We start from the raw sequence: 22,272 nt of genomic DNA, 5'->3' as shown, positions 1-22,272 counted from the left end.
GTGCTACGGCTGCGGTACGAGACTTGCCCCGCCAAGCTGCCTGCGCTCTCCGTAGGCGGCCCAAGCAACCTGCGCGCGAGAGTTCATGGACGTCTTCGTACAGCAGCTCATCAACGGGCTGACGCTCGGCTCGATCTACGGCCTGATCGCGATCGGCTACACGATGGTGTTCGGCATCATCGGCATGGTGAACTTCGCCCACGGCGACGTCTTCATGGTCTCCTGCTTCATCGCGCTCATCACCTTCCTGCTGCTGACGGTCTGGCTCGGGGTCAGCTCCATCGCGCTGGCCTTCCTGGTGGTGCTGGTGGTCGCCATGGTGCTGACCGCCCTGTGGGGCTGGGCGATCGAGCGGGTGGCCTACCGGCCGCTGCGCGGCTCGTTCCGCCTCGCCCCGCTGATCTCGGCGATCGGCGTCTCGATCTTCCTGTCGAATTTCGTGCAGGTCGTGCAGGGCGCGCGCAACAAGCCGACCCCGCCCATGCTGTCGGGCGGCATCACCCTGTTCGAGCGGGACGGCTACGCGGTGTTCCTGGCCTGGAAGCAGGTGCTGATCATGGCGGTCACCGCCGTGCTGCTCACCGGCTTCTGGTACCTCGTGCAGCGCACGCCCTTCGGCCGGGCGCAGCGCGCCTGCGAGCAGGACCGCAAGATGGCGGCGCTGCTCGGGATCGACGTCGACCGCACGATCTCGCTGACCTTCGTGCTCGGCGCGGCCCTCGCGGCCGTCGCGGGCGTCCTCTACCTCATGTACTACGGCGTGGTGTCCTTCTCGGACGGCTTCGTGCCCGGCGTGAAGGCGTTCACGGCGGCGGTCCTCGGCGGTATCGGCTCCCTGCCCGGGGCGGTGCTCGGCGGCCTGATCATCGGCCTGATCGAGACCTTCTGGTCGGCCTACTTCTCCATCGAGTACAAGGACGTCGCCGCCTTCTCGATCCTGGCGATCGTGCTGATCTTCATGCCCTCGGGCATCCTGGGCCGGCCCGAGGTCGAGAAAGTCTGATGGCCGCCTCGCAGACTGCCCTCCCCGGCTCCGCGATGGCCGGCATCCTGCGCGATGCAGCCCTCTACGCCCTCGTCACCTTCGGCCTCTGCGTCCCGATCATCGCCTACCGGACCGATCCCGGGCCCGGGACCGAGCTGGTTCTCGTGCCGCGCTGGGGGCTGGTGGCGGCGCTCTGCGCGGCGATCTTCGTGCTCCGCCTCGTCCAGCGCCTCGTGCTGCTGCGCCGCGACGCGCGCCGGGCGCTGACGCCCTCCCCGGCCCAGGCCACCGAGGCCGTGCACGGCGAGCCCGACGCCGGTCAGAAGACCTCGAAGGTCGGTCTCTGGCTGTTCATCTTCGTCGCGCTGACCCTGCCGATGATCTCCACCCTGGCGACGGGTGGCCTGTCCTCGGCCCGCTACTGGATCGACCTCGGCATCCTGATCCTCACCTACGTGATGCTCGGCTGGGGCCTGAACATCGTGGTCGGCCTCGCCGGCCTGCTCGACCTCGGCTACGTCGCCTTCTACGCGGTCGGGGCCTATTCCTACGCGCTACTCTCGACCACCTTCGGCCTGTCGTTCTGGGTCTGCCTGCCGCTGGCCGGCCTGTTCGCCGGCTTGTGGGGGATGATCCTCGGCTTCCCGGTGCTGCGCCTGCGCGGCGACTACCTCGCCATCGTCACCCTGGCCTTCGGCGAGATCATCCGCCTCGTCCTGATCAACTGGACCGACGTCACCGGCGGCGGCGCCGGCATCTCGTCGATCCCGCGGGCGACCTTCTTCGGCATCCCGTTCACGGCGGGCGAGGGCGGGTTCGCCGCGACCTTCGGCATCCCGTACGATTCGATGCACCGCCTCGTGTTCCTGTACTACCTGATCCTGGCGCTCGCCCTGATCACCAACTTCGTCACCCTGCGCCTGCGCCGCCTGCCGATCGGGCGGGCCTGGGAGGCCCTGCGCGAGGACGAGATCGCCTGCCGGTCGCTGGGCATCGACACGACCGCCACGAAGCTCACGGCCTTCGCGTTGGGCGCGGCCTTCGGGGGCTTCGCGGGCTCGTTCTTCGCGGTGCGCCAGGGCTTCATCAGCCCGGAGAGCTTCAACTTCCTGGAGAGCGCCATCATCCTGGCGATCGTCGTCCTCGGCGGCATGGGCAGCCAGGTCGGCGTCGCCATCGCCGCGGTGGCGATGGTCGGCGGCCCCGAGATGCTGCGCAACCTCGGCTTCCTGAAGGCCGTGTTCGGCGAGGGCTTCGACCCCAGCGAGTACCGCCTGCTCCTGTTCGGGCTGGCCATGGTCGCCATGATGGTCTGGCGCCCGCGCGGCCTGATCTCGGAGCGCATGCCGTCGGTCTCGCTGGGCCAGCGGCGCGCGGTCTCGGGCGCCCATGTCAGCGAGGGGCACGGCTGATGGCGACGTCACCCCTCCCCCCGCCGGTGCTGGCCGTCGAGCACCTGACCATGCGGTTCGGCGGCCTCACCGCCGTCTCCGACCTGTCCTTCGAGGCGCGCCGCGGCGACATCACCGCTTTGATCGGCCCGAACGGGGCCGGCAAGACCACCGTGTTCAACTGCATCACCGGCTTCTACAAGCCCACCGAGGGCATGCTGACGCTGGCGCACGCCGACGGCACGACGCACCTGCTGGAGCGGCTTCCGAACCACAAGGTGAACCGAACCGCGCGAGTGGCCCGCACCTTCCAGAACATCCGCCTGTTCCAGGGCATGACCGTCCTGGAGAACCTGCTGGTCGCGCAGCACGCGCCGCTCATGCGGGCCTCGGGCTACACGATCCTCGGGCTTCTCGGTCTCAAGACCTACCGGGACGCGCAGGCCGCCGCGATCGAGCGGGCCAAGGCCTGGCTCGAGCGCATCGACCTCATGGCGCGCGCGGATGACCCGGCGGGCGCCCTGCCCTACGGCGCGCAGCGGCGCCTGGAGATCGCCAGGGCGATGTGCACCGACCCGGTCCTGCTCTGCCTCGACGAGCCGGCGGCCGGCCTCAATCCCCGGGAATCGGCGGAGCTGAACGGGCTCCTGCGCCACATCCGCGACGCGCACGACACCTCGGTGCTGCTGATCGAGCACGACATGTCGGTGGTGATGGAGATCTCCGACCACGTGGTCGTCCTCGATTACGGCGTGAAGATCGCCGACGGCTCCCCGGCCGAGGTGCGGGCCGATCCGAAGGTGATCGCCGCCTATCTCGGCGTCGAGGACGAGGAGGTGGAGGCCGTGGAGGCCGAGGTCGGGATCAGCGTGCCGCACGGGGACGCGGCGCACACGGGGGCACCGGCATGAGCGTCGCCGGCATCAATGTCCTGGTCGAGGAGACCCGGGCGATCCAGGCGGGGAAGAAGCCGCCGCTCCTCGCGGTGCGCGACGTCTCGACCTATTACGGCAGCGTCGCCGCCCTGCGGGGCGTCGATCTCGACGTGGCCGAGGGCGAGATCGTCACGCTGATCGGCGCCAACGGTGCCGGCAAGTCGACCCTGATGATGACGATCTTCGGCAGCCCCCAGGCGCGCTCGGGGACGATCACCTACGACGGCCGCGACATAACCCGGATGCCGACCCACGCCATCGCCCGGCTCGGCATCGCGCAGTCGCCGGAGGGCCGCCGGGTTTTCCCGCGCATGACCGTCTACGAGAACCTCCAGATGGGCGCCGCGCTCCATGACGGGCGCTTCTTCGCCGAGGATCTGGAGAAGGTCTGCACCCTGTTCCCGCGGGTGAAGGAGCGTCTCAACCAGCGCGCCGGCACCATGTCGGGGGGCGAGCAGCAGATGCTGGCCATCGCCCGGGCGCTGATGAGCCGCCCGCGCCTGCTGCTCCTCGACGAGCCGTCCCTCGGCCTCGCGCCGCTCGTCGTGAAGGGCATCTTCGACGCGATCCGGGAGCTGAACCGGACCGACGGCATGACGATCTTCCTCGTCGAGCAGAACGCCTACCACGCCCTGAAGCTCGCCCATCGCGGCTACGTGTTGGTCAACGGTCGGGTCACGATGAGCGGGACGGGTCGGGCGCTGCTCGACGATCCGAACGTCCAGGCCGCCTATCTGGAAGGGGGCCATAGCGGCCCGGTGGAAGCGTGAGCATGCTGCAGGGGATCCTGTACGAGGAGCCGTCGGCCTGGCTGTTCCTGCTCGTGACCGTGGTGATGGGCGGCTGGGCCGGCTGGATGGCGGCCCGCGGCATCGCCCGGGGCTGGCGGCCGTTCTGGCACTGCGCCCTGGCGCTGCTCCTGGTGGCGGCCGCCGTGCGCTTCATCCACTACGCCCTGTTTTCGGGCACCCTGCTGTCGCTGCACTACTATGCGGTCGACGCGGTCGTCGTCATGATCATCGGCGCGGCGGGCTTCCGCTACACGCGGACGCGCCAGATGACGAGCCAGTACCGCTGGCTCTACGAGAAGACCTCACCGCTGACATGGCGCGCACGGGCGCCCGCGGCCGGCGAGGTCCGATGAGTGCGGCCGGATCCGCACGTGCGGTCCTGACAGTTAGGGGAAGTACGCGATGAGATCGATTCTGCTGGCCGGGCTCGCCCTCGGCGCCATGGTGGCGGCCGCGCAGGCCGCCGAGGTCAAGCTCGGCGTCGCCGCGCCGATCACCGGCAACAGCGCCGCCATCGGCGCGCAGCTCAAGAACGGCGCGAGCCAGGCGGTCGAGGACCTCAACAAGGCCGGCACCCTGAAGGGCACGACGCTGACCGTGACGGTCGGCGACGACGCCTCCGACCCGAAGCAGGGCGTCTCGGTGGCCAACAAGTTCGCCAGCGACGGCGTGAAGATGGTTGTCGGCGACTACAATTCCGGCGTGTCGATCCCGGCCTCCGACGTCTACCTCGACGCCGGCATCATCCAGGTCACGCCGGCCTCCACGAACGTGAAGTTCACCGAGCGCGGCATGTGGAACACGTTCCGCACCTGCGGTCGCGACGACCAGCAGGGCGCGGTGGCCGGCAACTACCTGGCCGATCACTTCAAGGGCAAGAAGGTCGCCTTCGTCCACGACAAGACCCCCTACGGCAAGGGCCTGGCCGACGAGACGCTGAAGGCCTTCAAGGCCAAGGGCGGCAAGGAGGTCATGTTCGAGGGCATCAACCCGGGCGAGAAGGACTACTCGGCGCTCGTCTCCAAGCTGAAGTCGGCCAATGTCGACGTCGTCTATTTCGGTGGCTACTACACCGAGGCCGGGCTGATCCTGCGCCAGATGCGCGATCAGGGCCTGAAGGCGCCGATGATGGGCGGTGACGGCATGGTCGACCGCGAGCTCGTGGCGATCGCCGGTCCCGCGGCCGAGGGCACGCTGACCACCTTCCCGCCGGACGCCCGCAAGAACCCGAACGCCAAGGCGGCGCTCGCCGCGTTCAAGGCCAAGAACATCGATCCCGAGGGCTACACGCTCTACTCGTACGCGGCCGTGCAGGTCCTGGCCAAGGCGATGGCGGAGACCGGCTCCAGCGACGGCAAGAAGCTCGCGGACTGGCTGCACCAGGGCAAGGCGGTGGACACCGTGGTCGGCCCGATCGCCTACGACAAGAAGGGCGACATCACCCGGCCCGACTACGTCATGTACGAGTGGAAGAAGGGGCCGGACGGCAAGATCGACTACAGCGGCAATGAGCTGACGAAGTAAGCCGCGGTCACAGACCGGGTTTCCAGTCCGGCGCCGCCTCCCGATACCGCGGGGGGCGGCGCCGTCGTTTTCTATGCCGTGGATTCGTCAGCCTTCCGGGCGGATCCGTCCTCCACACCGCGTGCGTACGCCTAAGAAGTGTGCATGATGCCGCCGGCGCGAGCGTGAGGCCGGCTCAGCGCCCGGGAGGAGGCCATGAGGACGGCAGGGACCGCGTCTGAGGACGTGCGCACGAGCTTGGCTGCAACTTGTCCGTACTCAGCCGCAGGCTCGCGCGGCGCTTCGACCCTTCTCCCGGCACCATCATTGCAAAGGCGTCGCCCGAGCGGGCGGGCCCGCGTACCCCGCCGCCGGCCGATGTCATTCGGCCCGATCCAGGAGTTCCGTACCGATGCAGTCTGATATCGCTCGCCGCGGCGTCGCCGCGGCGCTGGGCCTGACCCTCGCCCTCGCTCCGATGAGCCTCAGGGCGCAGGAGCTGACCGGCACCCTCAAGAAGGTGAAGGACGCCAACGCCATCGTCATCGGCTACCGCGACGCCTCCGTGCCGTTCTCGTATCTCGGCGGCGATCAGAAGCCGATCGGTTACGCGATGGACATCTGCTACAAGATCGCCGACGCCGTGAAGGCCAAGCTCAACCTCCCGAATCTCGAGGTGAAGCTGAACCCGGTCACCTCCGCCACCCGCATCCCGCTGATGGCGAACGGCACGATCGACCTCGAATGCGGCTCGACCACCAACAACGCCGAGCGCGAGAAGCAGGTGTGGTTCACCAACTCGCACTTCCTGACCGCGACCCGCTACGTCGCGAAGAAGTCGGCCAACCTGCACACGATCGAGGACCTGAAGGGCAAGACCGTCGTGTCGACCTCGGGCACCACGAACATCAAGCAGATCAACGAGGCCAACACGGAGCGCAAGCTCGGCCTGACGATCCTGCCGGCCAAGGACCACGCCGAGGCGTTCCTGATGGTCGAGACCGGCCGCGCCGCCGCCTTCGTCATGGACGACGTGCTGCTCGCCTCGCTCGCCGCCTCGTCGAAGGATCCGTCCGCCTACGAGATCTCCACCGAAGCCCTGTCGAAGCCCGAGCCCTACGGCATCATGCTCCGCAAGGACGACACGGAGTTCAAGAAGGTCGCGGACGACGCCACCGCCAAGCTCTACACGAGCCCCGAGGGCAAGGCCCTCTACGACAAGTGGTTCACCCAGCCGATCCCGCCGCGCAACATCAACCTCAACCTGCCGATGAGCGCGGAAATGAAGAAGCAGTTCACGACCCCGATCTCGAGCCCCGATCCGGCGGCCTACTGAGATCCGTTCGGTACGGTTTCATGCCAAGATGCGCACCGCGGGCTCCGGCCCGCGGTGCGTCTCTATAAGTTCACAGTAGAAGCGGCGCGATGAACTACAACTGGAACTGGCGGATCTTCTTCGACGCCTCGCCGGAGGGCAACGGCACGTATCTCGACATGCTGCTCTCGGGGCTCATGTGGACGATCACGACCGCGCTCTGCTCCTGGGTGATCGCCTTCTTCCTGGGCTCCCTGGTCGGCGTGCTGCGCACCCTGCCGTCGAAGTCCGCGAACGCGATCGGCACGGCCTATGTCGAGCTGTTCCGCAACGTCCCGCTGCTGGTCCAGATGTTCCTCTGGTACTTCGTGCTGCCCGAAGTGGTGCCGACCCGGATCGGCGACGCGATCAAGCAGTTGCCGGACGCGCCGTTCTACACGGCGGTGGTCTGCCTGGGCTTCTTCACCGCGTCCCGCGTGGCCGAGCAGGTCCGCGCCGGCATCCAGTCGCTGCCGCGGGGCCAGCGCATGGCCGGCACCGCCATGGGCTTCACCACCTATCAGACCTACCGCTACGTGCTGCTGCCCAACGCCTACCGGATCATCCTGCCGCCGATGACCTCGGAATTCCTCAACAATCTCAAGAACACGTCGGTGGCGCTGACCATCGGCCTGCTGGAGCTGACCGCCCGGGCCCGCTCGATGCAGGAATTCTCGTTCCAGGTGTTCGAGGCGTTCACGGCCGCGACGATCCTCTACGTGATCATCAACCTCGTGGTCGTCACGGCGGCGACCTTCCTGGAGAAGGCGGTCGCCATCCCCGGCCAGCGCTGAGGGCCGCCCGCTTCCGCTCCGCCACCCCGCCCGACGGCCACCGGTAACAGGCCCCGATGCTCTCGAATTTCGACTTCTCCGTCATCGTCTCGTCCCTGCCCTACCTGTTCGGGCAGGGCATGGTCTTCACCGTGACGCTCACCGCCATGGCGGCCGTCGGCGGCGTGATCATCGGCACGCTCCTGGCGATGGCGCGGCTCTCGGGCATTCCCGGCCTGTGGCACGTGGCCAAGGGCTACGTCGAGCTCTGCCGCTCGCTGCCGCTGGTTCTGGTGATCTTCTGGTTCTACTTCCTGGTGCCGTATATCGGCGCCTACCTGACCGGTTCGTCGACGCCGATCCAGGTCGGCGCATTCCCGTCTGCCCTGATCACCTTCATGGCCTTCGAGGCGGCCTACTTCTCGGAGATCATGCGCGCCGGCATCCAGTCGATCCCGAAGGGTCAGACGGCCGCCGCCCAGGCTCTCGGGATGAACTACTGGCAGACCATGGGCAACGTGATCCTGCCCCAGGCCTTCCGCAACATGCTGCCGCTGCTGCTGACGCAGACCATCATCCTCTTCCAGGACACGTCGCTGGTCTACGTGCTCTCGCTCACCGACTTCATGGGCGCCGCCTCGAAGATCGCCCAGCGCGACGGCCGTCTGGTCGAGATGTATGTCTTCGCCGCGGTGGTCTATTTTGCGATCTGCTTCTCGGCCTCGTACCTCGTGCGCCGCCTGCAGCGCCGCGTGGCCATCATCCGCTGACCGACACTGGAGACCGTGTCATGACCTCGTCCCCGATGCCGGCCCCCACCGCCGCCGAACCCGTCGCCGATGCCAGCCACGCGCCGAAGGATGCCGGCCTGCAGTCCGGCAACCTGATCTCCGGCGCGCCCGTCGTGGCGCCCGGCGAGACGATGATCGCCATCGACAACATCAGCAAATGGTACGGCGACTTCCAGGTGCTGACGAACTGCAGCACCCAGGTCGCCAAGGGCGAGGTCGTGGTCGTCTGCGGTCCCTCGGGCTCGGGCAAGTCGACCCTGATCAAGTGCGTGAATGCCCTGGAGCCCTTCCAGAAGGGCCAGATCACAGTGGCCGGCACCAAGGTCGCCGATAAGGGGACCAACCTGCCGAAGCTCCGCTCGCGGGTCGGCATGGTGTTCCAGCATTTCGAGCTGTTCCCGCACCTGTCGATCACCGACAACCTCACCATCGCCCAGCGCAAGGTGCTCGGCCGCAGCGGTGAGGACGCGAAGAAGCGCGGCCTCGACCTGCTCGCCCGCGTCGGTCTCGGCGCCCACGCGAACAAGTTCCCGGGCCAGCTCTCGGGCGGTCAGCAGCAGCGCGTCGCCATCGCGCGGGCGCTCGCCATGAACCCCGTGGTGATGCTGTTCGACGAGCCGACCTCGGCGCTGGACCCCGAGATGGTCGGCGAGGTGCTCGACGTGATGGTGGAACTCGCCAAGGAGGGCATGACCATGATGGTCGTGACCCACGAGATGGGCTTCGCCCGCAAGGTCGCCGACCGGGTGATCTTCATGGATCGCGGCGAGATCGTCGAGGACGCCCGGAAGGACGAGTTCTTCGGCAGCCCCCGCTCCGAGCGGGCGCAGACCTTCCTGTCGAAGATCCTGCAGCACTGACGGCGGACCGTCAGGCCAGCGACTCCTGCGCGGCCCGGTATTCCCGGCCGTGCCGGCAGTAGCCCTCGACGATGCGGATCATCATGGCGCGCTTCTCGGCGTCGAGGGGCGCCAGGATGCGGGCGGGACGGCCGCCCCAGAGGTAGCCGGCCTCCAGGATCTGCCCGGGATCGGTGGTGGCCCCGGCCGCCAGCATGACATCGTCGGCGATGAGGGTCCCAGAGGCGATCGCGGCGCCGATGCCGATCAGCGCCCGCGCGCCGATCCGGCAATCGGCGATCCGGACATTGTGGGCGATGGTGGTATCGCGCCCGATCACCACCCCGTCTGCCCGGGTGCGGACGACCGTGTTGTCTTGGATGTTGGTGTCCGCGCCGACCACGATCGGTCCGACTTCCGCGTTGAGGTCGCAGCAGAACAGCACGCTCGCGCCGGCGCCGAGGCTCACCCGCCCGCGCAGGCGGGCGGTGCGCGCCACGAAGACGCTGTCCTCGACGTCCGGCGCGTCCCCCGGCGGAAGCGCCGGCCCGTCGCCCATCCGCTCGCGCAACCGCTCGGCGCGCTCGGCGACCTCGTCGGATCCGATCGCGCGGCTGGGTCTGGCCGGGCTGCCCGCGTAGGCGAAGCCGCCGGGCAGCGTGGAGCGCGGAAAGACGGTCGCGCCGGCCTCGATCACCGCGCCGTCGCCGATGTCGGCGCCGTCGAGGATCACCACGTCGTCCTCGACGACGACGTCGGAGCCGAGCGTGCAGGCGTGGACCACGCAGTTGCGCCCGACGGTGACCCGGTCGCCGCACCGGGTGCCGTGCGTCGCGGTGGCGATGTGCACCGTCGAGCGGGGACCGAGCCAGAAGCGGTCGCCGAGTGTGACCGCCTGCCCGTCCGCGCGAATCACCGCCTCGTCGCCGATCCAGGCCTGCGCGCCGATCCGGGCGGCGCCGATCACCGTGCTGCCGCGGCCGCACCAGACGGGGCGGCTGGCGAAGTCCGGCTGCACGCCGTCGTAGGGCAGGATCAGGTCGGGGGTCACGCGGGCATCCTTCTCCGGCGCCGTCCGGAGCACGCGGGGACATCCGGACGATGGCGGGCCGCGCGCCGGGCCGGCAGGGCGCGACGGACCGTCTCATATAGAGGCGGGGCCCGGTGTGACAGGGACGGGGCTGGCCCGCGACGCCGCGGGCTCCTATGGATCGGGCCATGAGCGCCCCCGTCCCGAGCGTCGGCATCCAGGCCGAGCCCTTCGACACCGCGGCCGAGATCGCCGGCCTGAGCGCCGCGCTGGGGGGGCGGGCCGGCGCGATCGTGACCTTCACCGGCCTGTGCCGCGACGAGGGCGGCCGGCTGACAGCCCTGGAGCTGGAGCACTATCCCGGCATGGCCGATGCCGAGATCCGGCGGGTCGCCGACCAGGCGATGGCCCGCTGGCCGCTCCAGGCCCTGCGGGTGATCCACCGGCACGGCCTGGTCCGCCCGGGCGACGGCATCGTGCTGGTGGTCACCGCCGCCAGCCACCGGGTCGCGGCCTTCGAGGCCGCGGACTTCCTGATGGACTATCTCAAGACCCGCGCCCCCTTCTGGAAGCGGGAGCACCTCGCCGACGGTACGACCGGTGGTTGGGTCGACGCGACGGCCCAGGACGAGGCCGCGGCCGGCCGCTGGGACTGAGGCCGCCGCGGCCGAGGGCCGGACCCGAGCCGCCGCCGACGGGCGCTTCACACCGGGAACCCGCGCGCCCGCACTTGACCCCCGCGGGCCCGCGGCGTTCGTGAACCCGCGGTTTAGGAGCGACGATGTCGGACAGCAGCCTTCAGGAACTGGACGGTCCCGTTGGACCCTGGCGCGGAGCGGCGCCGCTGGCCGCCTCCGGCATCGCCGTGGTGTGCTTCGTGGCGGCGATGGCCCTCGCCTGGATGTCGGCGGGCACGCTCCTCCTGATCTTCGCGGGGGTGCTCCTCGGCGTGTTCCTCGACGGCCTGACCCGCGGGCTCGGCCGGATCCTGCCCCTGCCGCGGGCCCTGCGCTTGTCCGTCGTCAGCCTCGCGGTCGCGATCGCGGTGGTCGGATTCGGCAGCTACGGCGGCGCCACCATCGTGCAGCAGGGGCGCGACCTCGGCACCACGATCAAGGACCAGGCGACCACGGTGTCGGCCTGGCTGTCCGAGCGCGGCATCGACGTGCCGAGCCTCGCGCCGCAGGGCGGGTCGAAGGACGGGTCGACGGATTCGGGCCAGCGGGAGGGCGGTCTCGCGGGCCTCGCCTCGGGCCTGCTCAAGGGCGGGAGCTCCGTCGTGTCGGATGCCGGCAGCGTCCTCGGGCCGGCCGCGGCCGTGATCCTGGGCCTGTTCGACGCCCTCGGCAACGTGCTGGTGATCGCCTTCCTGGGGCTTGCCTTCGCGGCCGACCCGAAGGCCTACCGGGACGGGGTGGTCCGGTTCGTGCCGCCGGCGAAGCGCTGGCGGGCCAGCCAGGTCCTCGACGGGGCCGGCGAGACCCTCCGCCACTGGCTGTTCGGCCAGCTGATCATCATGGCGGTGATCTTCCTGTGCACCTGGGCCGGCCTCGCGTTCCTGGGCCTCGGCGGGGCGCTGATCCTCGGCCTGCAGGCCGGCCTGCTCGCCTTCGTGCCCACGGTCGGGCCGCTCGTGGCGGGCCTCGTCATCATCCTGGCCGCGCTGGCCTCGGGCACGAAGGCGGTGATCGGCGCGATCGGCGTCTATCTCGCGGTCCAGTGCCTGGAGAGCTACGGCCTGACGCCGTTCATCCAGAAGCGGGCGCTCGACATCCCGCCGGCCACGATCTTCGCCGGCCAGCTGATCCTCGGCGTGATCTTCGGGCTGTGGGGCATCGCCCTCGCGCTGCCGCTGATGGCGGTGATCAAGGTCCTGCTGGAGCAGCTCTACGTGGAGGACACGCTCCACGAGCAGCCGAGCAGCTGAGCCTTGCGAATGCCCGCGCCGTCGAGCGGCGCGGGCGCCCGGTCAGCCGCGCAGCGCGGCCTCGATCATCCGTGCCACCGCCAGGGCCCGGCCGTCGTCGCCGAAGCGCCCGATCACCTGGACGCCCACCGGCAGGCGGTGGCCGGGCACCGGCACGTTCACGCACGGCACGCCCATCAGCGTCCAAAGCTGGTTGAAGCGCGGGTCGCCGGTCGAGACCAGCGTCGCGGGCGCCGGGCCCGGCGCCGAGAAGGTCAGGATCGCGTCGTAATCGGCGAAGAGGCCCTTCAGCACCCGCCGGGCGTGGTGGCCGTGGCGGCGCCCGTCGTCGTACTGGGCCGGGCTGATCGTCGCCCCGTCATCGAGATGCGCGCGGGTGCGGGGCGGGAGCGCGTCGGCCTGCGTGTCGTATTCCCAGGCCAGTGCCAGTCGACCCTCGTAGTTCTGGATGAGACGGTGGCGCTCCCAGGCCTGCGCCAGCTCCGGCGGCAGGGCGAGGTCGCTCACCCGCGCCCCGGACCGCTCGGCCGCCTGCCGGGCGCGGGTGAGCGCGGCCTCGGCCTCCGGCTCGGGAGCGCCGGCGAAATCCTGCCGCACCACGGCGATGCGCGGCGCCGAGCCCGTCTCCGCCCGCTCGATCTCCGGCCGCCCGGTGACGAGCGCGAGGGCGTGGGCGACGTCCGCGACCCCGGCGGCGAACAGCCCGACCGTGTCGAGGGCCCACGAGTAGGTCTTCACGCCGACCGTGGGGATCAGCCGGAACGACGGCTTCACCGCCGCGCAGCCGCAGAAGCTCGCGGGCCGGATCACCGAGCCCGCCGTCTGCGTGCCCAGAGCGAGCGGCAGCATCCCGGCGCCGACGGCGGCGGCCGAGCCCGCCGAGGAGCCCCCCGGCGTGTGGCCGGGATCGTGCGGGTTGACCGTCTCGGTCGGATCGCTGCTCGCGAAGGCCGTGGTGGTGGTCTTGGCGAGGGCGACGGCGCCGAGCTGCTTCAGCCGGCTCACGACCGCGGCGTCGCCCCGGGGCTTCCAGCCCGCGTAGATCGGCGAGCCCATCTGGGTCGGCAGGCCCGCGCTGTCGATGATGTCCTTCACGCCGACCGCGATGCCGGCGAGCGGCCCGGTCTCGGGAATCGCCGGCGCCGCGTCGAGGGTGACCAGCGCGTGCAGGTCCGGCTCCCGCGCGGCGATCGCGGCGCGGCACAGGTCGATCGCGCCCGCGGGCGTCAGGGTGCCGGCTTCGATGCGGGCGCGGAGGTCGAGGAGCGAGAGCATAATGCATTCAGTCCGCGGTCCGCGGCGCTGTCAACCGAGACGCCACAGCCCGCGGCATTCCCGAAACGCCGTTGACGAACGCTTTACGTGACCGTGCGCATCGTCCGGGTCATGTGGCGTGGCGTATCCCTGTTCTCGGCCCTGGCGCTGTTCGGCGCGGGCCTCACCGCGTGCTCGATCAACCACTTCGAGCGACGCGAACCGTGGCGCGATCAGGCGGAGCAGGTCTGCCTGGCCAAGAAGCTCGTCGAACCCTCGGAGTACATCACGCCGATCGCCGCGATGGACGGCCCCGGTCCCTGCGGCATGCAGCAGCCCTTCCGGGTGACGCGGCTCGGCGGCGGCTCCGTGCTGCTGAAGCAGCGGATGACGCTGGGATGCCCGGCGCTGGCCGAGGCCGAGGCGTGGCTCGCCGACACGATCCAGCCGGCCGCCAACCTCTACTTCGGCGTGCCGGTGGCCGAGATCAACGCCGGCTCCTATTCCTGCCGCGGCCGCAACAACCAGCCCGGCGCCAAGCTCTCCGAGCACGGCTTCGGGAACGCGATCGACGTCATGTCGATCAAGCTCGCGGACGGCCACGTGATCACCGTCAAGGGCGGCTGGCGCGGCACGGAGGCCGAGCAGGGCTTCCTGCGCGAGATCTTCCTGGGTGCCTGCCAGCGCTTCACCACCGTGCTGGCGCCCGGCTCGAACGTGTTCCACTACGACCACATCCACGTCGATCTCGCGCGGCACGACCCGCGCGGTCTGCGGCGGATCTGCAAGCCGCTGATCAAGTTCACGCCGCAGCTCGGCACCGGGGCCGAGCGGCCGCTGAGCCGTCCGGTCCCGCCGCAGCGCCAGCCCGCCGGCCCGCAGGCGCCGGTGGACGTGGAGGAGGACGATCCCTACGGCGCGTCGCCGATGTCGAAGGCCGGGGGCGCGACCCAGGTGGCCCGGGCGCCGGCCCGGCCCCGCCGGTCCGACGGCCACCATCCCGGGCGCGCCGCCGAGGCCCGGGAGGGACGGGGCCGATCCGGCCGGACACTGATCCCGCGCCCCGACCGACGGGCGACTGTAGCGGCCGCGCCGCACAGGCCGCCAAAGCGCCGGCGCGGGGCAGCCGGAGCTTGACTGGCGGCGCGGCCGAGCCATCGTTCGCGGATGCAGGATCGCACATCCGTCGAGGCACGCGCCATGCGCCCGGTCTTTCACGGCTTCGCCCTCGGGCTGGCCCTTCTCGCCCTGGCCCAGCCGGCGCTCGCCCGCTCGGCCCGGGAGGACATCGAGCCCGCCGAGGAGCGGATCTTCCCGTTCGACGCGCAGATCCCCGGCTGCCAGGACCCGTCGGTGCTGGAGCGGGTCTCGACCAACTTCGCCGAGAAGGAGGCGAAGTTCTGGAACTCGTCGATGACGATCCTGTCCTTCGACACGATCGAGCGCACCGCGTGGCGGCCCTGGGGCCTCGACACCTATCCGCGCCGGTTCTGCACCGCGACCGTCACCACCTCCGACGGGGTCCGCCGCAAGGTCGACTACTCGGTGCGCGAGAGCCTCGGCATCATCGGGGCGACCTGGGGCGTCGAGTTCTGCATCCACGGCCTCGACCGCGACCTCTCCTACGCCTACGCCACCGCCTGCCGGATGGCGCGTCCCTGACCGTGCGCGGGCGTGCCGCCAGCCTCGCGGGCCTGCTCCTCGCCGGGGCGGCCGCCGCGCCGGTCGCCGCCCAGGATTTCGGCGGCTTCGCCCGCCGCGGCGCGCCCGGCGACTTCGACTTCTACGTCCTCGCCCTGTCCTGGTCGCCGACCTACTGCGCGGGGCCGGGCGCCCGCCGGGACGACGTCCAGTGCGCTCCCGGCCGCGGCCTCGGCTTCGTCGTCCACGGCCTGTGGCCGCAATACGCGAGCGGGTACCCGCAGAACTGCTCGGCGGTGAACCGCGCGCCGACCCGGCAGGCCATGGAGGTCGCCGGGCAGGTCTATCCGAGCGAGGGACTCGCCCGGTACGAGTGGCGCAAGCACGGCACCTGCTCGGGCCTCGATCCCGCCGCCTACTTCGCGGCCGCCCGCGCGGCGCGGCTCGCGGTGACGATCCCCGACGCCCTCAAGGGCGGCTCCCCGCCGCAGACCCTCGCGCCGATCGAGATCGCCCGGCAGTTCGTGGCGGCCAATCGCGGCCTGCGCCCCGACATGATGGCGGTCACCTGCACCCGCGGGCAGCTGCAGGAGGTCCGGATCTGCTTCGGCAAGGACCTGCGCGGCTTCACCCCGTGCCCCGAGGTCGCCCGCGGCAATTGCCGGGCGCCCGAGGTGAGTCTCGACGCCGCCCGCTGAGTTTTTTCGCTCTTTCGCGCTCCGGACCCTGGACCCGGCGCGCGGGATCGGCTTGAGCGCGCTGCCATGAACTATCGGCACGCCTTCCACGCCGGCAACCACGCCGACGTCCTGAAGCACCTCGTCCTGGCGCGGGTGCTCGACCACCTGCGCCTGAAGGACAAGCCGTTCCGGGCGCTCGACGCCTTCGCGGGTCTCGGCGTCTACGATCTCGAGGCCGACGAGGCGGCCCGCACCGGCGAGTGGCGGGACGGCTGGGGCCGGATGGACGCGCCCTTCGTGCCGGAGGTGGAGGCGCTGCTGGCGCCCTACCGGGCGGCGGTGGCGGCGGTGCAAGCGCGCCACGGCGCCACCGCCTATCCCGGCTCGCCGGCCGTGATCCGCGAGGCGCTGCGGCCCGGCGACAAGGGCGTGTTCGTCGAGCTGCACCCGGCGGACGCCGCGACCCTGCAGGAGCGCTACGCCCGCGATCCCCGCACCAAGGTGATGAACCTCGACGGCTGGACCGCGATCAACGCGCAGATCCCGCCGCCGGAGCGGCGCGGCCTCGTGCTGATCGATCCGCCCTACGAGGTGCCCGGCGAGATCGAGCGCCTCGGTGCCCATCTCGCCCGCGCGGTCACGAAGTGGCCGACCGGCCTGTTCCTGGCCTGGTACCCGTTCAAGGACGCCGCCGCCCTCGACCGGATGGTCCGCGACCTCGGTACCGCCCTGCCCCGCCCCGCCCTGCGGCTCGACCTGCTGATCGACCGGCCGGACGATCCGACGCGACTCACCGGCAGCGGCCTGATCGTGGTCAACCCGCCCTGGCGCCTCGCCGAGGAGGCGATGCTGTTCCTGCCGGCGCTCGCCGAGCGTCTGGCCCGGCAGGATTTCGGAGGGTTTCGCTGCGATCCGATCGGCCCGGCGGCCTGACTCGGCAGAATTGGGGCGTCCCGGGGAAGTCCTCAGGTCGCGCGCGGAAGGAAAAGGTGGGGGCTCCGACACAAATGTGGCGGCAAAGTCACATTTCCGCATCGAACGCGGTCAGCGATACGGATCTGCCTAAAAATTATGCAACTGCTTCATGTTTGATTTTGTGTCAATCGCGCCGCGATGTCAGCTTGGCTGTGAACGAACCCGAACGAGCTGCGACACCATGCTGAAGCGATCCACCCTGGCCGGCCTGGCCACCGTGCTGCTGTCCTCGACCAGCATCCTCGCGGCCGATCTGGCGGCCCCCGCGCCGGTTCCGGTCGCGCCCCCGGCCGAGCCCTGCAAGGCCACGCTGCTCGGCCCGGCCTACAGCGGCGTGATCAAGGCCAACCCGAACCCGAGCTGCTTCTCGGCCGGCCCGCTGGGCGACCTCTACGTCGGCGGTGCCATCACCGGCTACGGCTACACCCAGTCGAACCCGTTCGCGTCGTTCTCGACGCCGGCGGCCCCCAACGACCGCGACCGCTCGGCCCGGTTCGACTTCTCGAACGTCCAGGGCATCATCCAGAAGCCCGAGGGCGCGTTCCAGTTCTACATCCAGGCCGGCGGCTACTCGATCCCGCAGCTCGGCTTCCCCACGCTCGGCACCTTCACCCAGACCGACCTGCTGTTCGGCCCGGTCCCGGTCGCCTACGGCAAGATCCAGATCAACGATGAATGGTCGGTCCAGGGCGGCCGGATGTTCACGCTGATCGGCACCGAGCTGCTGTTCACCTACCAGAACCTGAACATCAACCGCGGCCTCCTGTTCGTGCAGGAGAACTTCATCAACCAGGGCGTGCAGGTCAATTACAGCAGCGGCCCGCTCTCGGTGTCGCTCGCCGGTACGGACGGTTTCTTCTCCAACGAGATCACGTGGTTCACCGGCAACGTCGCCTACAAGCTCGACGACTACAACACGATCGGCGTCAACGGCGGCCTGAACGTCGGCCGGACCAACGCCCTCGACCGCAGCCCGCGCTACCAGTTCGCGACGCCGAACCTCCAGCAGAACAGCGGCATCTTCAACATCAACTACACCTACGCGAACGGTCCGTGGATCATCTCGCCGTACTTCCAGTTCACCAACGTCGAGCGTGACCTGCGCGTCGGCATCGGCAACTCGGCCTCGACCTACGGCGGCGCGCTCCTGGCGGCCTACTCGTTCACCGACAATTTCGCCCTGGCCGGCCGCGTCGAGTACACCGAGCAGACGGGCGTCCGCGGCTCGGGCGGCACCAACCTGCTGGGCTTCGGCGCGGGCAGCAACGCCTTCTCGGTCACCGTCACGCCGACCTTCACGTTCGACCGTTACTTCTTCCGGGTGGAGTACGCCCACGTCGAGCTCGGCGGGATCACCCGCGGCAACCTCGCGGAGGGCACGCTCGGCACCGGCTTCGGCCGCACCGGCAACCGCACCTCGCAGGACCGCTACATGGTCGAGACCGGCATCACCTTCTGATCGGACCGCCCGGTCCGGTTCAGGAAACCGATCGTCCTCGAGCCCCCGGCCTCCGGTCCGGGGGCTTTTTCGCGGCCGCGCGCCGTCGGTCCCGGCTCGGCGCGCTCCTCGGGGGGTCAGGCCCGCCTGAGCAGGCGCCGACCCGGCCGGTGGCCCTCCTCACCGGTGTCGCGGAAGCCGAGCTTCTCCAGCAGGCCCCAGGAGGCGACGTTGGCGGGGCGGCACTCCGCCACGACGACGCGCGCCGGGAAACGCGCACCGAGGAGGTCGAGGATCGCCGATACGGCCTCGTGGGCGAAGCCGCGCCCGCGGGCCGCGCCGCCGATCCAGTACCCGATCTCGATCGTGCCGGCGCCGCGCAGATGCGTGCCGACGACGCCGACGAGCGCACGCCCGGCCGGATCGGGCGCTCCGTCCCGAACCCAGGCGCCGAGGAAGCAGTCGCGGCCCCGGGTGCAGCTGCGAATCAGGTCCTCGGCGTCCTGCAGCGTGAACGGCGTCGGCAGGAAATCCACCGCCGCGGTGATCGCCGGATCGTCGGTGAGCGCGCGGACGGCCGGCGCGTCCGCGGGCCGGAGGGCGGCGATCGTGAGGCGCGCCGTCTCGATCGCCGGCAGGTCGGCCAGGGTGTCGCGCGCGCCGCGGATGGTAAACATGGGCTGGATGTGGGGTGCCGGCCGGTCACGAAAAGGGACGATCCGGCGAGCCGGAATCATCCCCGGCACCGCGCGAAAACCTTGCGCCCACCTTCGCGCCTGGGTCGTAGACGGCCCGAACGGGAACGGTTGCTTAACCTGAATCCGTCTTCATTGGCGCATCAAGTTGCGTCAGGCAAACGGGTGCGTCGATGCGGGTGCGCGGTACGGGTCAGATGTTGCGGACGCTGTCGCGCGTGGCGCTCATCGGCATCATCGGCGGTGCGGCTGCCGCCTGTTCCTCGGACGCCTCGCGTCTGACCAACCCGTTCTCGAACCCGTTCGACTCGGAACCCTCCGCTACCGGCAGCCTGCCGGACGGGACTGCTGCTGTTCGACCGGACGCCGGGCGGCCTCAAGCCGACGGATGCCGGCCGCGAGATGCTCTGGGCGATCGACAGCATCAACACGGTGCTGGAAACCTGCACCGACCGCCTGCGCACCCTGCGCGGCGCGGAGGGCGGGCGCGTGGCGCTCGGCGTCGTCTCCACCGCCAAGTACTTCGCCCCGCAGGTGATCGCGGGCTTCGTCAAGATCCTGCGCCGCGACGCGGTGGTCTTCGTCGCGCCCGGTGGCAGCGCCGTCGACGGCGTGGCCAAGCTGCNCGCGACTCCGGCCCAGACCAGCGCCGCCGCGCCCGCGACCCGCGTCGCCTCGACCGGCAAGGTCGGCTGGAGCGCCGAGGGCGGCACGCAGATCACCGTGTCGCGCAACGACAGCCTGAACCAGATGTCGACCCGCTTCGGCGTGCCCGCCTCGGCGATCCTGGCCGCCAACGGCCTGAGCAACGCGAACCAGATCACGCCCGGCCGCCAGATCGTGATCCCGGTCTACAACGCCTCCGGGCTGAACCCCGCCGCTGCCCCGATGACCGCCCGGCCGGCCCGGGCCGCCGAGGAGAAGCGCGAGGACGCCAAGCAGGTCGAGACCAAGATCGCGACGAAGCGCGAGGAGGCGAAGGAGGCTGCCAAGGAGGCCGCCAAGGAGGCCGCCCAGAAGCTCGCCGAGGCGAAGGCCGCCAAGGAAGCGGCCCAGAAAGCCGCCGCTGCCGAGAAGGAGGCCGAGCGCAAGGAGGCGCTCGCCCGCGACGCCGCCGCCCGCAAGGTCGCCGACGCCAAGACCCGCAAGGACGTCGCCCTGAAGGAGGGCGAGAAGCCCAAGCACGTCCGTCCCGGACAGGTCGCCAAGGCGGACGAGAAGAAGGCCGACGAGAAGAAGGCGGATCCGAAGGCCGAGGCCAAGGCGAAGGCCGAGGCGAAGGCTCAGGAGGCCAAGGCCGAGGCGAAGGCCGCCGCGAAGGCGGAGGCCGCCCAGAAGCTGGCCGAGGCGAAGGCCGCCAAGGAAGCCGCCCAGAAGGCCGCCAAGGAGGCCGCCGCCGCCGAGAAGGTCGAGAAGGTGGCCGCCAAGGAGGCGCCGAAGGCGGCCCCGGTCGCCGCCGCGCCGGCCAAGCCCGAGCCCGCCGCCACCGGCTCCGTGGCCGAGGCGACGGAGAACTTCCGCTGGCCCGCCAAGGGCCGGGTGATCTCCGGCTACGGCACCTCCGGCAACGAGGGCATCAACATCGCCGTGCCGGAGGGTACTCCGGTCAAGGCCGCCGAGGAGGGCACGGTCGCCTATGCCGGCTCCGACGTGAAGGGCTACGGCAAGCTGGTCCTCGTACGCCACGCCAACGGCTACGTCTCGGCCTACGCCCATAACGGCGAGATCGACGTGAAGCCCGGCGAGAAGGTCAAGCGCGGCCAGACCATCGCGAAGTCCGGCGCCTCCGGAAACGTGACCTCGCCGCAGCTGCACTTCGAGATCCGCAAGGGCGGCGCCCCGGTGGACCCGATGTCCCAGCTCGCCAGCAACTGAGACGGACCGCGCGGGGCCGAGGCCGGCCCGCGCGGCGCCGAATGAGACGGCAAGACGCGGCGGCGGTCCCGGACGGGGCCGCCGTTTCGCGTCGCCCGCCGTCCGGCCGCCCCGGCTCGCGACCCGCGCCGGCCGTCCTAAGCCTTCGGCGCCTGCAGCGTCCCGTCGGGGCTGTGCCGGTCGACGGTCTCGGGCAGGGCCTGCGCCAGGGTCGGGAACAGCTGGTCCATCGGAACGCCGAGCTTCTCCGCCATCTGGCGCACCTGCTCGTTGTCGAGGACCTTGCGCAGGTCGTCAGCCGTGATCGGCTCGTTCGGCCCGCGCCCGAGCCAGGAATTGACCTGGCTCTCGTAGCCGGAGCGCCGGAGCTGATCGAGCAGCGCGTTGAGGCCGCCGGGCAGCACCTGCTGGATCACGCCCGGCAGCGCCTTCAGCGCCATCTGCCCCAGCGAGCCGCCGAGAGTGTTGAGCAGACTCATGTGGACCCCCGTCGAATGGTCGATCCCCCGAGTCTAGGGCGGTGTCCGCCGAGCGGGAGTGGCCAGGGGACCGCGGCGCGCCCGCGTGAACCGCAATTTAGTCGACAGCGGCCGTCCTCCGGCCAGGAATGCCGGCCGGAACGTCGGTCCGCGGTCGGCTCTCATGAGATCCCTGGCGCTGTCATGCATGCTCGCGGCCGCGTGCGTCTCCCCGGCGCGTTCGGACGCGGAAACGGCGCGTCCGATGCCGGCGCGCCCCCTGGCGGATGCGGTCTTCGTTCGGCCGCTCTACGGCACTTACCGCCATTGCGGGGGTTCGTGCCTGAAGAGCGGCGAACTGTCGTGGTTCTGCTTCGCCACGCAGGGCTGCTACCTGAGCTGCGCGACCGCGCCGCCGCAGATGAAGTGCGTCGTCCCGTGAGGCTCCGGGCGATCAGCCGACCTGGGTGCTGAAATTCGGCTGCGGCTTCAGGCTGCCGTTCTCGCTCTGGTCGGCGACCGCGGCCGGCAGGAACTCCGCCAGCACCGTGGGGACGCGCCCCTCCGGGATCCCGAGGTCGTAGGCGAGGCGCTCGGTGACGCCCTCCGGCAGGCAGGCGGCGATGGCGCTCTCCGGCACCGTCTGCCGCGTCCCCGAGCCGAGCCAGGATCCCACCGCATCCCCGTGCCCGGTCTCCCGAAGGCGGTCGAGGAAAGCGGCGAGGCCGCCGGGATAGAATTTCGCCATGGACAGGGCGAGCTTGCCGCTGCCGGTCTGCTCCAGAGCGCGGTCTGCCGCCGCCACCACATCGCCGATCAGGGACTTCGCACCGTCGAGCAGGCCCATGGTTCTCCACCGTCGCGCTTCTTCGTCGCAGGGTGAAGTCGGGCGCGGACCGGCGACGGCAAGCGCGTGCGGCAATTGCGCGGCGAACCG

24 protein-coding genes are annotated in these 22,272 nt (G+C 70.6%); 19 read left to right on the top strand and 5 right to left on the bottom strand.

Translation table 11 applies throughout. The features are described 5' to 3' along the window. Positions 1-85: 85 nt before the first annotated feature. The 10 genes from MMR14E_RS26795 (at position 86) to MMR14E_RS26750 (ending at position 9,383) form a co-directional block, all read left to right on the top strand. A complete protein-coding gene (locus MMR14E_RS26795; protein WP_020094234.1) occupies positions 86-1,003 on the top strand; it encodes a branched-chain amino acid ABC transporter permease in 918 nt (305 codons plus the stop codon). Then, the gene (gene livM, locus MMR14E_RS26790; RefSeq protein ID WP_331318483.1) at positions 1,003-2,397 is read left to right on the top strand and encodes a high-affinity branched-chain amino acid ABC transporter permease LivM; all 1,395 of its coding nucleotides are present in this window, start codon (positions 1,003-1,005) and stop codon (positions 2,395-2,397) included. The genes MMR14E_RS26795 and livM overlap by 1 nt, the downstream gene beginning before the upstream one ends. After that, positions 2,397-3,287, top strand: a complete 891-nt coding sequence (locus tag MMR14E_RS26785; protein WP_331318482.1) for an ABC transporter ATP-binding protein — start codon at positions 2,397-2,399, stop codon at positions 3,285-3,287. Before livM ends, MMR14E_RS26785 begins: the two co-directional genes overlap by 1 nt. After that, positions 3,284-4,081, top strand: a complete 798-nt coding sequence (locus MMR14E_RS26780; RefSeq protein WP_331318480.1) for an ABC transporter ATP-binding protein — start codon at positions 3,284-3,286, stop codon at positions 4,079-4,081. Before MMR14E_RS26785 ends, MMR14E_RS26780 begins: the two co-directional genes overlap by 4 nt. Positions 4,082-4,086: 5 nt before the next feature. Continuing rightward, positions 4,087-4,455 carry a DUF6867 family protein gene (locus MMR14E_RS26775; RefSeq protein ID WP_029360016.1) on the top strand — a complete coding sequence of 123 codons (369 nt, stop codon included), beginning with the start codon at positions 4,087-4,089 and terminating at the stop codon, positions 4,453-4,455. 49 nt (positions 4,456-4,504) lie between these two features. Beyond that, complete coding sequence (locus MMR14E_RS26770) at positions 4,505-5,626, top strand: branched-chain amino acid ABC transporter substrate-binding protein (RefSeq protein ID WP_331318478.1); 1,122 nt, start codon at positions 4,505-4,507, stop codon at positions 5,624-5,626. 391 nt (positions 5,627-6,017) lie between these two features. Beyond that, positions 6,018-6,941, top strand: a complete 924-nt coding sequence (locus tag MMR14E_RS26765) for an amino acid ABC transporter substrate-binding protein (protein ID WP_331318477.1) — start codon at positions 6,018-6,020, stop codon at positions 6,939-6,941. Positions 6,942-7,030: 89 nt separating this feature from the next. After that, the gene (locus MMR14E_RS26760) at positions 7,031-7,753 is read left to right on the top strand and encodes an amino acid ABC transporter permease (RefSeq protein ID WP_331318475.1); all 723 of its coding nucleotides are present in this window, start codon (positions 7,031-7,033) and stop codon (positions 7,751-7,753) included. A 56-nt stretch (positions 7,754-7,809) separates the two neighbouring features. Beyond that, entirely contained in the window at positions 7,810-8,502 is a 693-nt protein-coding gene (locus tag MMR14E_RS26755; RefSeq protein WP_331318474.1) for an ABC transporter permease subunit, read from the top strand. A gap of 152 nt (positions 8,503-8,654) precedes the next feature. Beyond that, positions 8,655-9,383 (top strand): amino acid ABC transporter ATP-binding protein, encoded by a 729-nt coding sequence (locus tag MMR14E_RS26750; RefSeq protein WP_331318672.1) that lies wholly within the window; start codon positions 8,655-8,657, stop codon positions 9,381-9,383. Positions 9,384-9,393: 10 nt separating this feature from the next. Here the strand turns inward: MMR14E_RS26750 and MMR14E_RS26745 are convergent, their stop codons facing one another. Then, positions 9,394-10,413, bottom strand: a complete 1,020-nt coding sequence (locus MMR14E_RS26745) for a gamma carbonic anhydrase family protein (protein ID WP_331318670.1) — start codon at positions 10,411-10,413, stop codon at positions 9,394-9,396. A gap of 167 nt (positions 10,414-10,580) precedes the next feature. On the opposite strand from MMR14E_RS26745, the gene MMR14E_RS26740 reads away from it, so the two are divergent. Next, on the top strand, positions 10,581-11,048 hold the full coding sequence (locus MMR14E_RS26740; protein ID WP_331318473.1) for a molybdenum cofactor biosynthesis protein MoaE: 468 nt from the start codon (positions 10,581-10,583) through the stop codon (positions 11,046-11,048). A 125-nt stretch (positions 11,049-11,173) separates the two neighbouring features. After that, entirely contained in the window at positions 11,174-12,319 is a 1,146-nt protein-coding gene (locus MMR14E_RS26735) for an AI-2E family transporter (protein ID WP_331318472.1), read from the top strand. Between the two features lie 42 nt (positions 12,320-12,361). Here the strand turns inward: MMR14E_RS26735 and MMR14E_RS26730 are convergent, their stop codons facing one another. Next, positions 12,362-13,594, bottom strand: coding sequence for an amidase (locus tag MMR14E_RS26730; RefSeq protein WP_331318470.1), 1,233 nt, complete (start codon positions 13,592-13,594; stop codon positions 12,362-12,364). 111 nt (positions 13,595-13,705) lie between these two features. Here MMR14E_RS26730 and MMR14E_RS26725 point away from each other — a divergent pair, with 111 nt between their 5' ends. From MMR14E_RS26725 to MMR14E_RS26705, 5 genes are all read left to right on the top strand, one after another. Next, positions 13,706-14,710, top strand: a complete 1,005-nt coding sequence (locus MMR14E_RS26725; protein WP_331318668.1) for an extensin family protein — start codon at positions 13,706-13,708, stop codon at positions 14,708-14,710. Between the two features lie 63 nt (positions 14,711-14,773). Beyond that, on the top strand, positions 14,774-15,235 hold the full coding sequence (locus MMR14E_RS26720) for a hypothetical protein (RefSeq protein WP_012319233.1): 462 nt from the start codon (positions 14,774-14,776) through the stop codon (positions 15,233-15,235). Between the two features lie 2 nt (positions 15,236-15,237). Continuing rightward, the gene (locus MMR14E_RS26715) at positions 15,238-15,912 is read left to right on the top strand and encodes a ribonuclease T2 (protein WP_331318467.1); all 675 of its coding nucleotides are present in this window, start codon (positions 15,238-15,240) and stop codon (positions 15,910-15,912) included. Positions 15,913-15,978: 66 nt separating this feature from the next. Further along, positions 15,979-16,827 carry a 23S rRNA (adenine(2030)-N(6))-methyltransferase RlmJ gene (locus MMR14E_RS26710; protein ID WP_331318465.1) on the top strand — a complete coding sequence of 283 codons (849 nt, stop codon included), beginning with the start codon at positions 15,979-15,981 and terminating at the stop codon, positions 16,825-16,827. Positions 16,828-17,050: 223 nt separating this feature from the next. Continuing rightward, positions 17,051-18,328 (top strand): porin, encoded by a 1,278-nt coding sequence (locus MMR14E_RS26705; RefSeq protein WP_331318464.1) that lies wholly within the window; start codon positions 17,051-17,053, stop codon positions 18,326-18,328. 116 nt (positions 18,329-18,444) lie between these two features. Here MMR14E_RS26705 and MMR14E_RS26700 read toward each other — a convergent pair whose 3' ends face one another. After that, positions 18,445-18,984, bottom strand: coding sequence for a GNAT family N-acetyltransferase (locus MMR14E_RS26700; protein WP_331318462.1), 540 nt, complete (start codon positions 18,982-18,984; stop codon positions 18,445-18,447). A 420-nt stretch (positions 18,985-19,404) separates the two neighbouring features. On the opposite strand from MMR14E_RS26700, the gene MMR14E_RS26695 reads away from it, so the two are divergent. Further along, positions 19,405-20,877: a peptidoglycan DD-metalloendopeptidase family protein gene (locus tag MMR14E_RS26695; RefSeq protein ID WP_331318460.1), complete on the top strand. Its 1,473-nt coding sequence runs from the start codon at positions 19,405-19,407 to the stop codon at positions 20,875-20,877. 137 nt (positions 20,878-21,014) lie between these two features. Here MMR14E_RS26695 and MMR14E_RS26690 read toward each other — a convergent pair whose 3' ends face one another. After that, entirely contained in the window at positions 21,015-21,356 is a 342-nt protein-coding gene (locus MMR14E_RS26690; RefSeq protein WP_331318458.1) for a YidB family protein, read from the bottom strand. A 244-nt stretch (positions 21,357-21,600) separates the two neighbouring features. Here MMR14E_RS26690 and MMR14E_RS26685 point away from each other — a divergent pair, with 244 nt between their 5' ends. Then, complete coding sequence (locus MMR14E_RS26685) at positions 21,601-21,777, top strand: hypothetical protein (protein ID WP_331318456.1); 177 nt, start codon at positions 21,601-21,603, stop codon at positions 21,775-21,777. 12 nt (positions 21,778-21,789) lie between these two features. On the opposite strand, the gene MMR14E_RS26680 is transcribed toward MMR14E_RS26685, so the two are convergent. Next, entirely contained in the window at positions 21,790-22,182 is a 393-nt protein-coding gene (locus MMR14E_RS26680; protein ID WP_331318455.1) for a YidB family protein, read from the bottom strand. Positions 22,183-22,272: the final 90 nt, after the last annotated feature.

The organism is Methylobacterium mesophilicum, from assembly GCF_036441335.1.
GTDB lineage: Bacteria > Pseudomonadota > Alphaproteobacteria > Rhizobiales > Beijerinckiaceae > Methylobacterium > Methylobacterium mesophilicum_B.
The sequence above is the reverse complement of the archived record's forward strand: the minus strand, read 5'-3'. Positions and strand labels throughout refer to the sequence as shown.

What these genes read in the sequence shown, in the direction of transcription:
- MMR14E_RS26735 (WP_331318472.1), top strand. Translation starts at nt 11,174, where the DNA reads ATGTCGGACAGCAGCCTTCAGGAACTGGACGGTCCCGTTGGACCCTGG.
- MMR14E_RS26685 (WP_331318456.1), top strand. Translation starts at nt 21,601, where the DNA reads ATGCCGGCGCGCCCCCTGGCGGATGCGGTCTTCGTTCGGCCGCTCTAC.
- MMR14E_RS26755 (WP_331318474.1), top strand. Translation starts at nt 7,810, where the DNA reads ATGCTCTCGAATTTCGACTTCTCCGTCATCGTCTCGTCCCTGCCCTAC.
- MMR14E_RS26730 (WP_331318470.1), bottom strand. Translation starts at nt 13,594, where the DNA reads ATGCTCTCGCTCCTCGACCTCCGCGCCCGCATCGAAGCCGGCACCCTG.
- livM (WP_331318483.1), top strand. Translation starts at nt 1,003, where the DNA reads ATGGCCGCCTCGCAGACTGCCCTCCCCGGCTCCGCGATGGCCGGCATC.
- MMR14E_RS26750 (WP_331318672.1), top strand. Translation starts at nt 8,655, where the DNA reads ATGATCGCCATCGACAACATCAGCAAATGGTACGGCGACTTCCAGGTG.
- MMR14E_RS26785 (WP_331318482.1), top strand. Translation starts at nt 2,397, where the DNA reads ATGGCGACGTCACCCCTCCCCCCGCCGGTGCTGGCCGTCGAGCACCTG.
- MMR14E_RS26740 (WP_331318473.1), top strand. Translation starts at nt 10,581, where the DNA reads ATGAGCGCCCCCGTCCCGAGCGTCGGCATCCAGGCCGAGCCCTTCGAC.
- MMR14E_RS26680 (WP_331318455.1), bottom strand. Translation starts at nt 22,182, where the DNA reads ATGGGCCTGCTCGACGGTGCGAAGTCCCTGATCGGCGATGTGGTGGCG.
- MMR14E_RS26710 (WP_331318465.1), top strand. Translation starts at nt 15,979, where the DNA reads ATGAACTATCGGCACGCCTTCCACGCCGGCAACCACGCCGACGTCCTG.
- MMR14E_RS26690 (WP_331318458.1), bottom strand. Translation starts at nt 21,356, where the DNA reads ATGAGTCTGCTCAACACTCTCGGCGGCTCGCTGGGGCAGATGGCGCTG.
- MMR14E_RS26705 (WP_331318464.1), top strand. Translation starts at nt 17,051, where the DNA reads ATGCTGAAGCGATCCACCCTGGCCGGCCTGGCCACCGTGCTGCTGTCC.
- MMR14E_RS26795 (WP_020094234.1), top strand. Translation starts at nt 86, where the DNA reads ATGGACGTCTTCGTACAGCAGCTCATCAACGGGCTGACGCTCGGCTCG.
- MMR14E_RS26700 (WP_331318462.1), bottom strand. Translation starts at nt 18,984, where the DNA reads ATGTTTACCATCCGCGGCGCGCGCGACACCCTGGCCGACCTGCCGGCG.
- MMR14E_RS26765 (WP_331318477.1), top strand. Translation starts at nt 6,018, where the DNA reads ATGCAGTCTGATATCGCTCGCCGCGGCGTCGCCGCGGCGCTGGGCCTG.
- MMR14E_RS26770 (WP_331318478.1), top strand. Translation starts at nt 4,505, where the DNA reads ATGAGATCGATTCTGCTGGCCGGGCTCGCCCTCGGCGCCATGGTGGCG.
- MMR14E_RS26780 (WP_331318480.1), top strand. Translation starts at nt 3,284, where the DNA reads ATGAGCGTCGCCGGCATCAATGTCCTGGTCGAGGAGACCCGGGCGATC.
- MMR14E_RS26720 (WP_012319233.1), top strand. Translation starts at nt 14,774, where the DNA reads ATGCGCCCGGTCTTTCACGGCTTCGCCCTCGGGCTGGCCCTTCTCGCC.
- MMR14E_RS26760 (WP_331318475.1), top strand. Translation starts at nt 7,031, where the DNA reads ATGAACTACAACTGGAACTGGCGGATCTTCTTCGACGCCTCGCCGGAG.
- MMR14E_RS26725 (WP_331318668.1), top strand. Translation starts at nt 13,706, where the DNA reads ATGTGGCGTGGCGTATCCCTGTTCTCGGCCCTGGCGCTGTTCGGCGCG.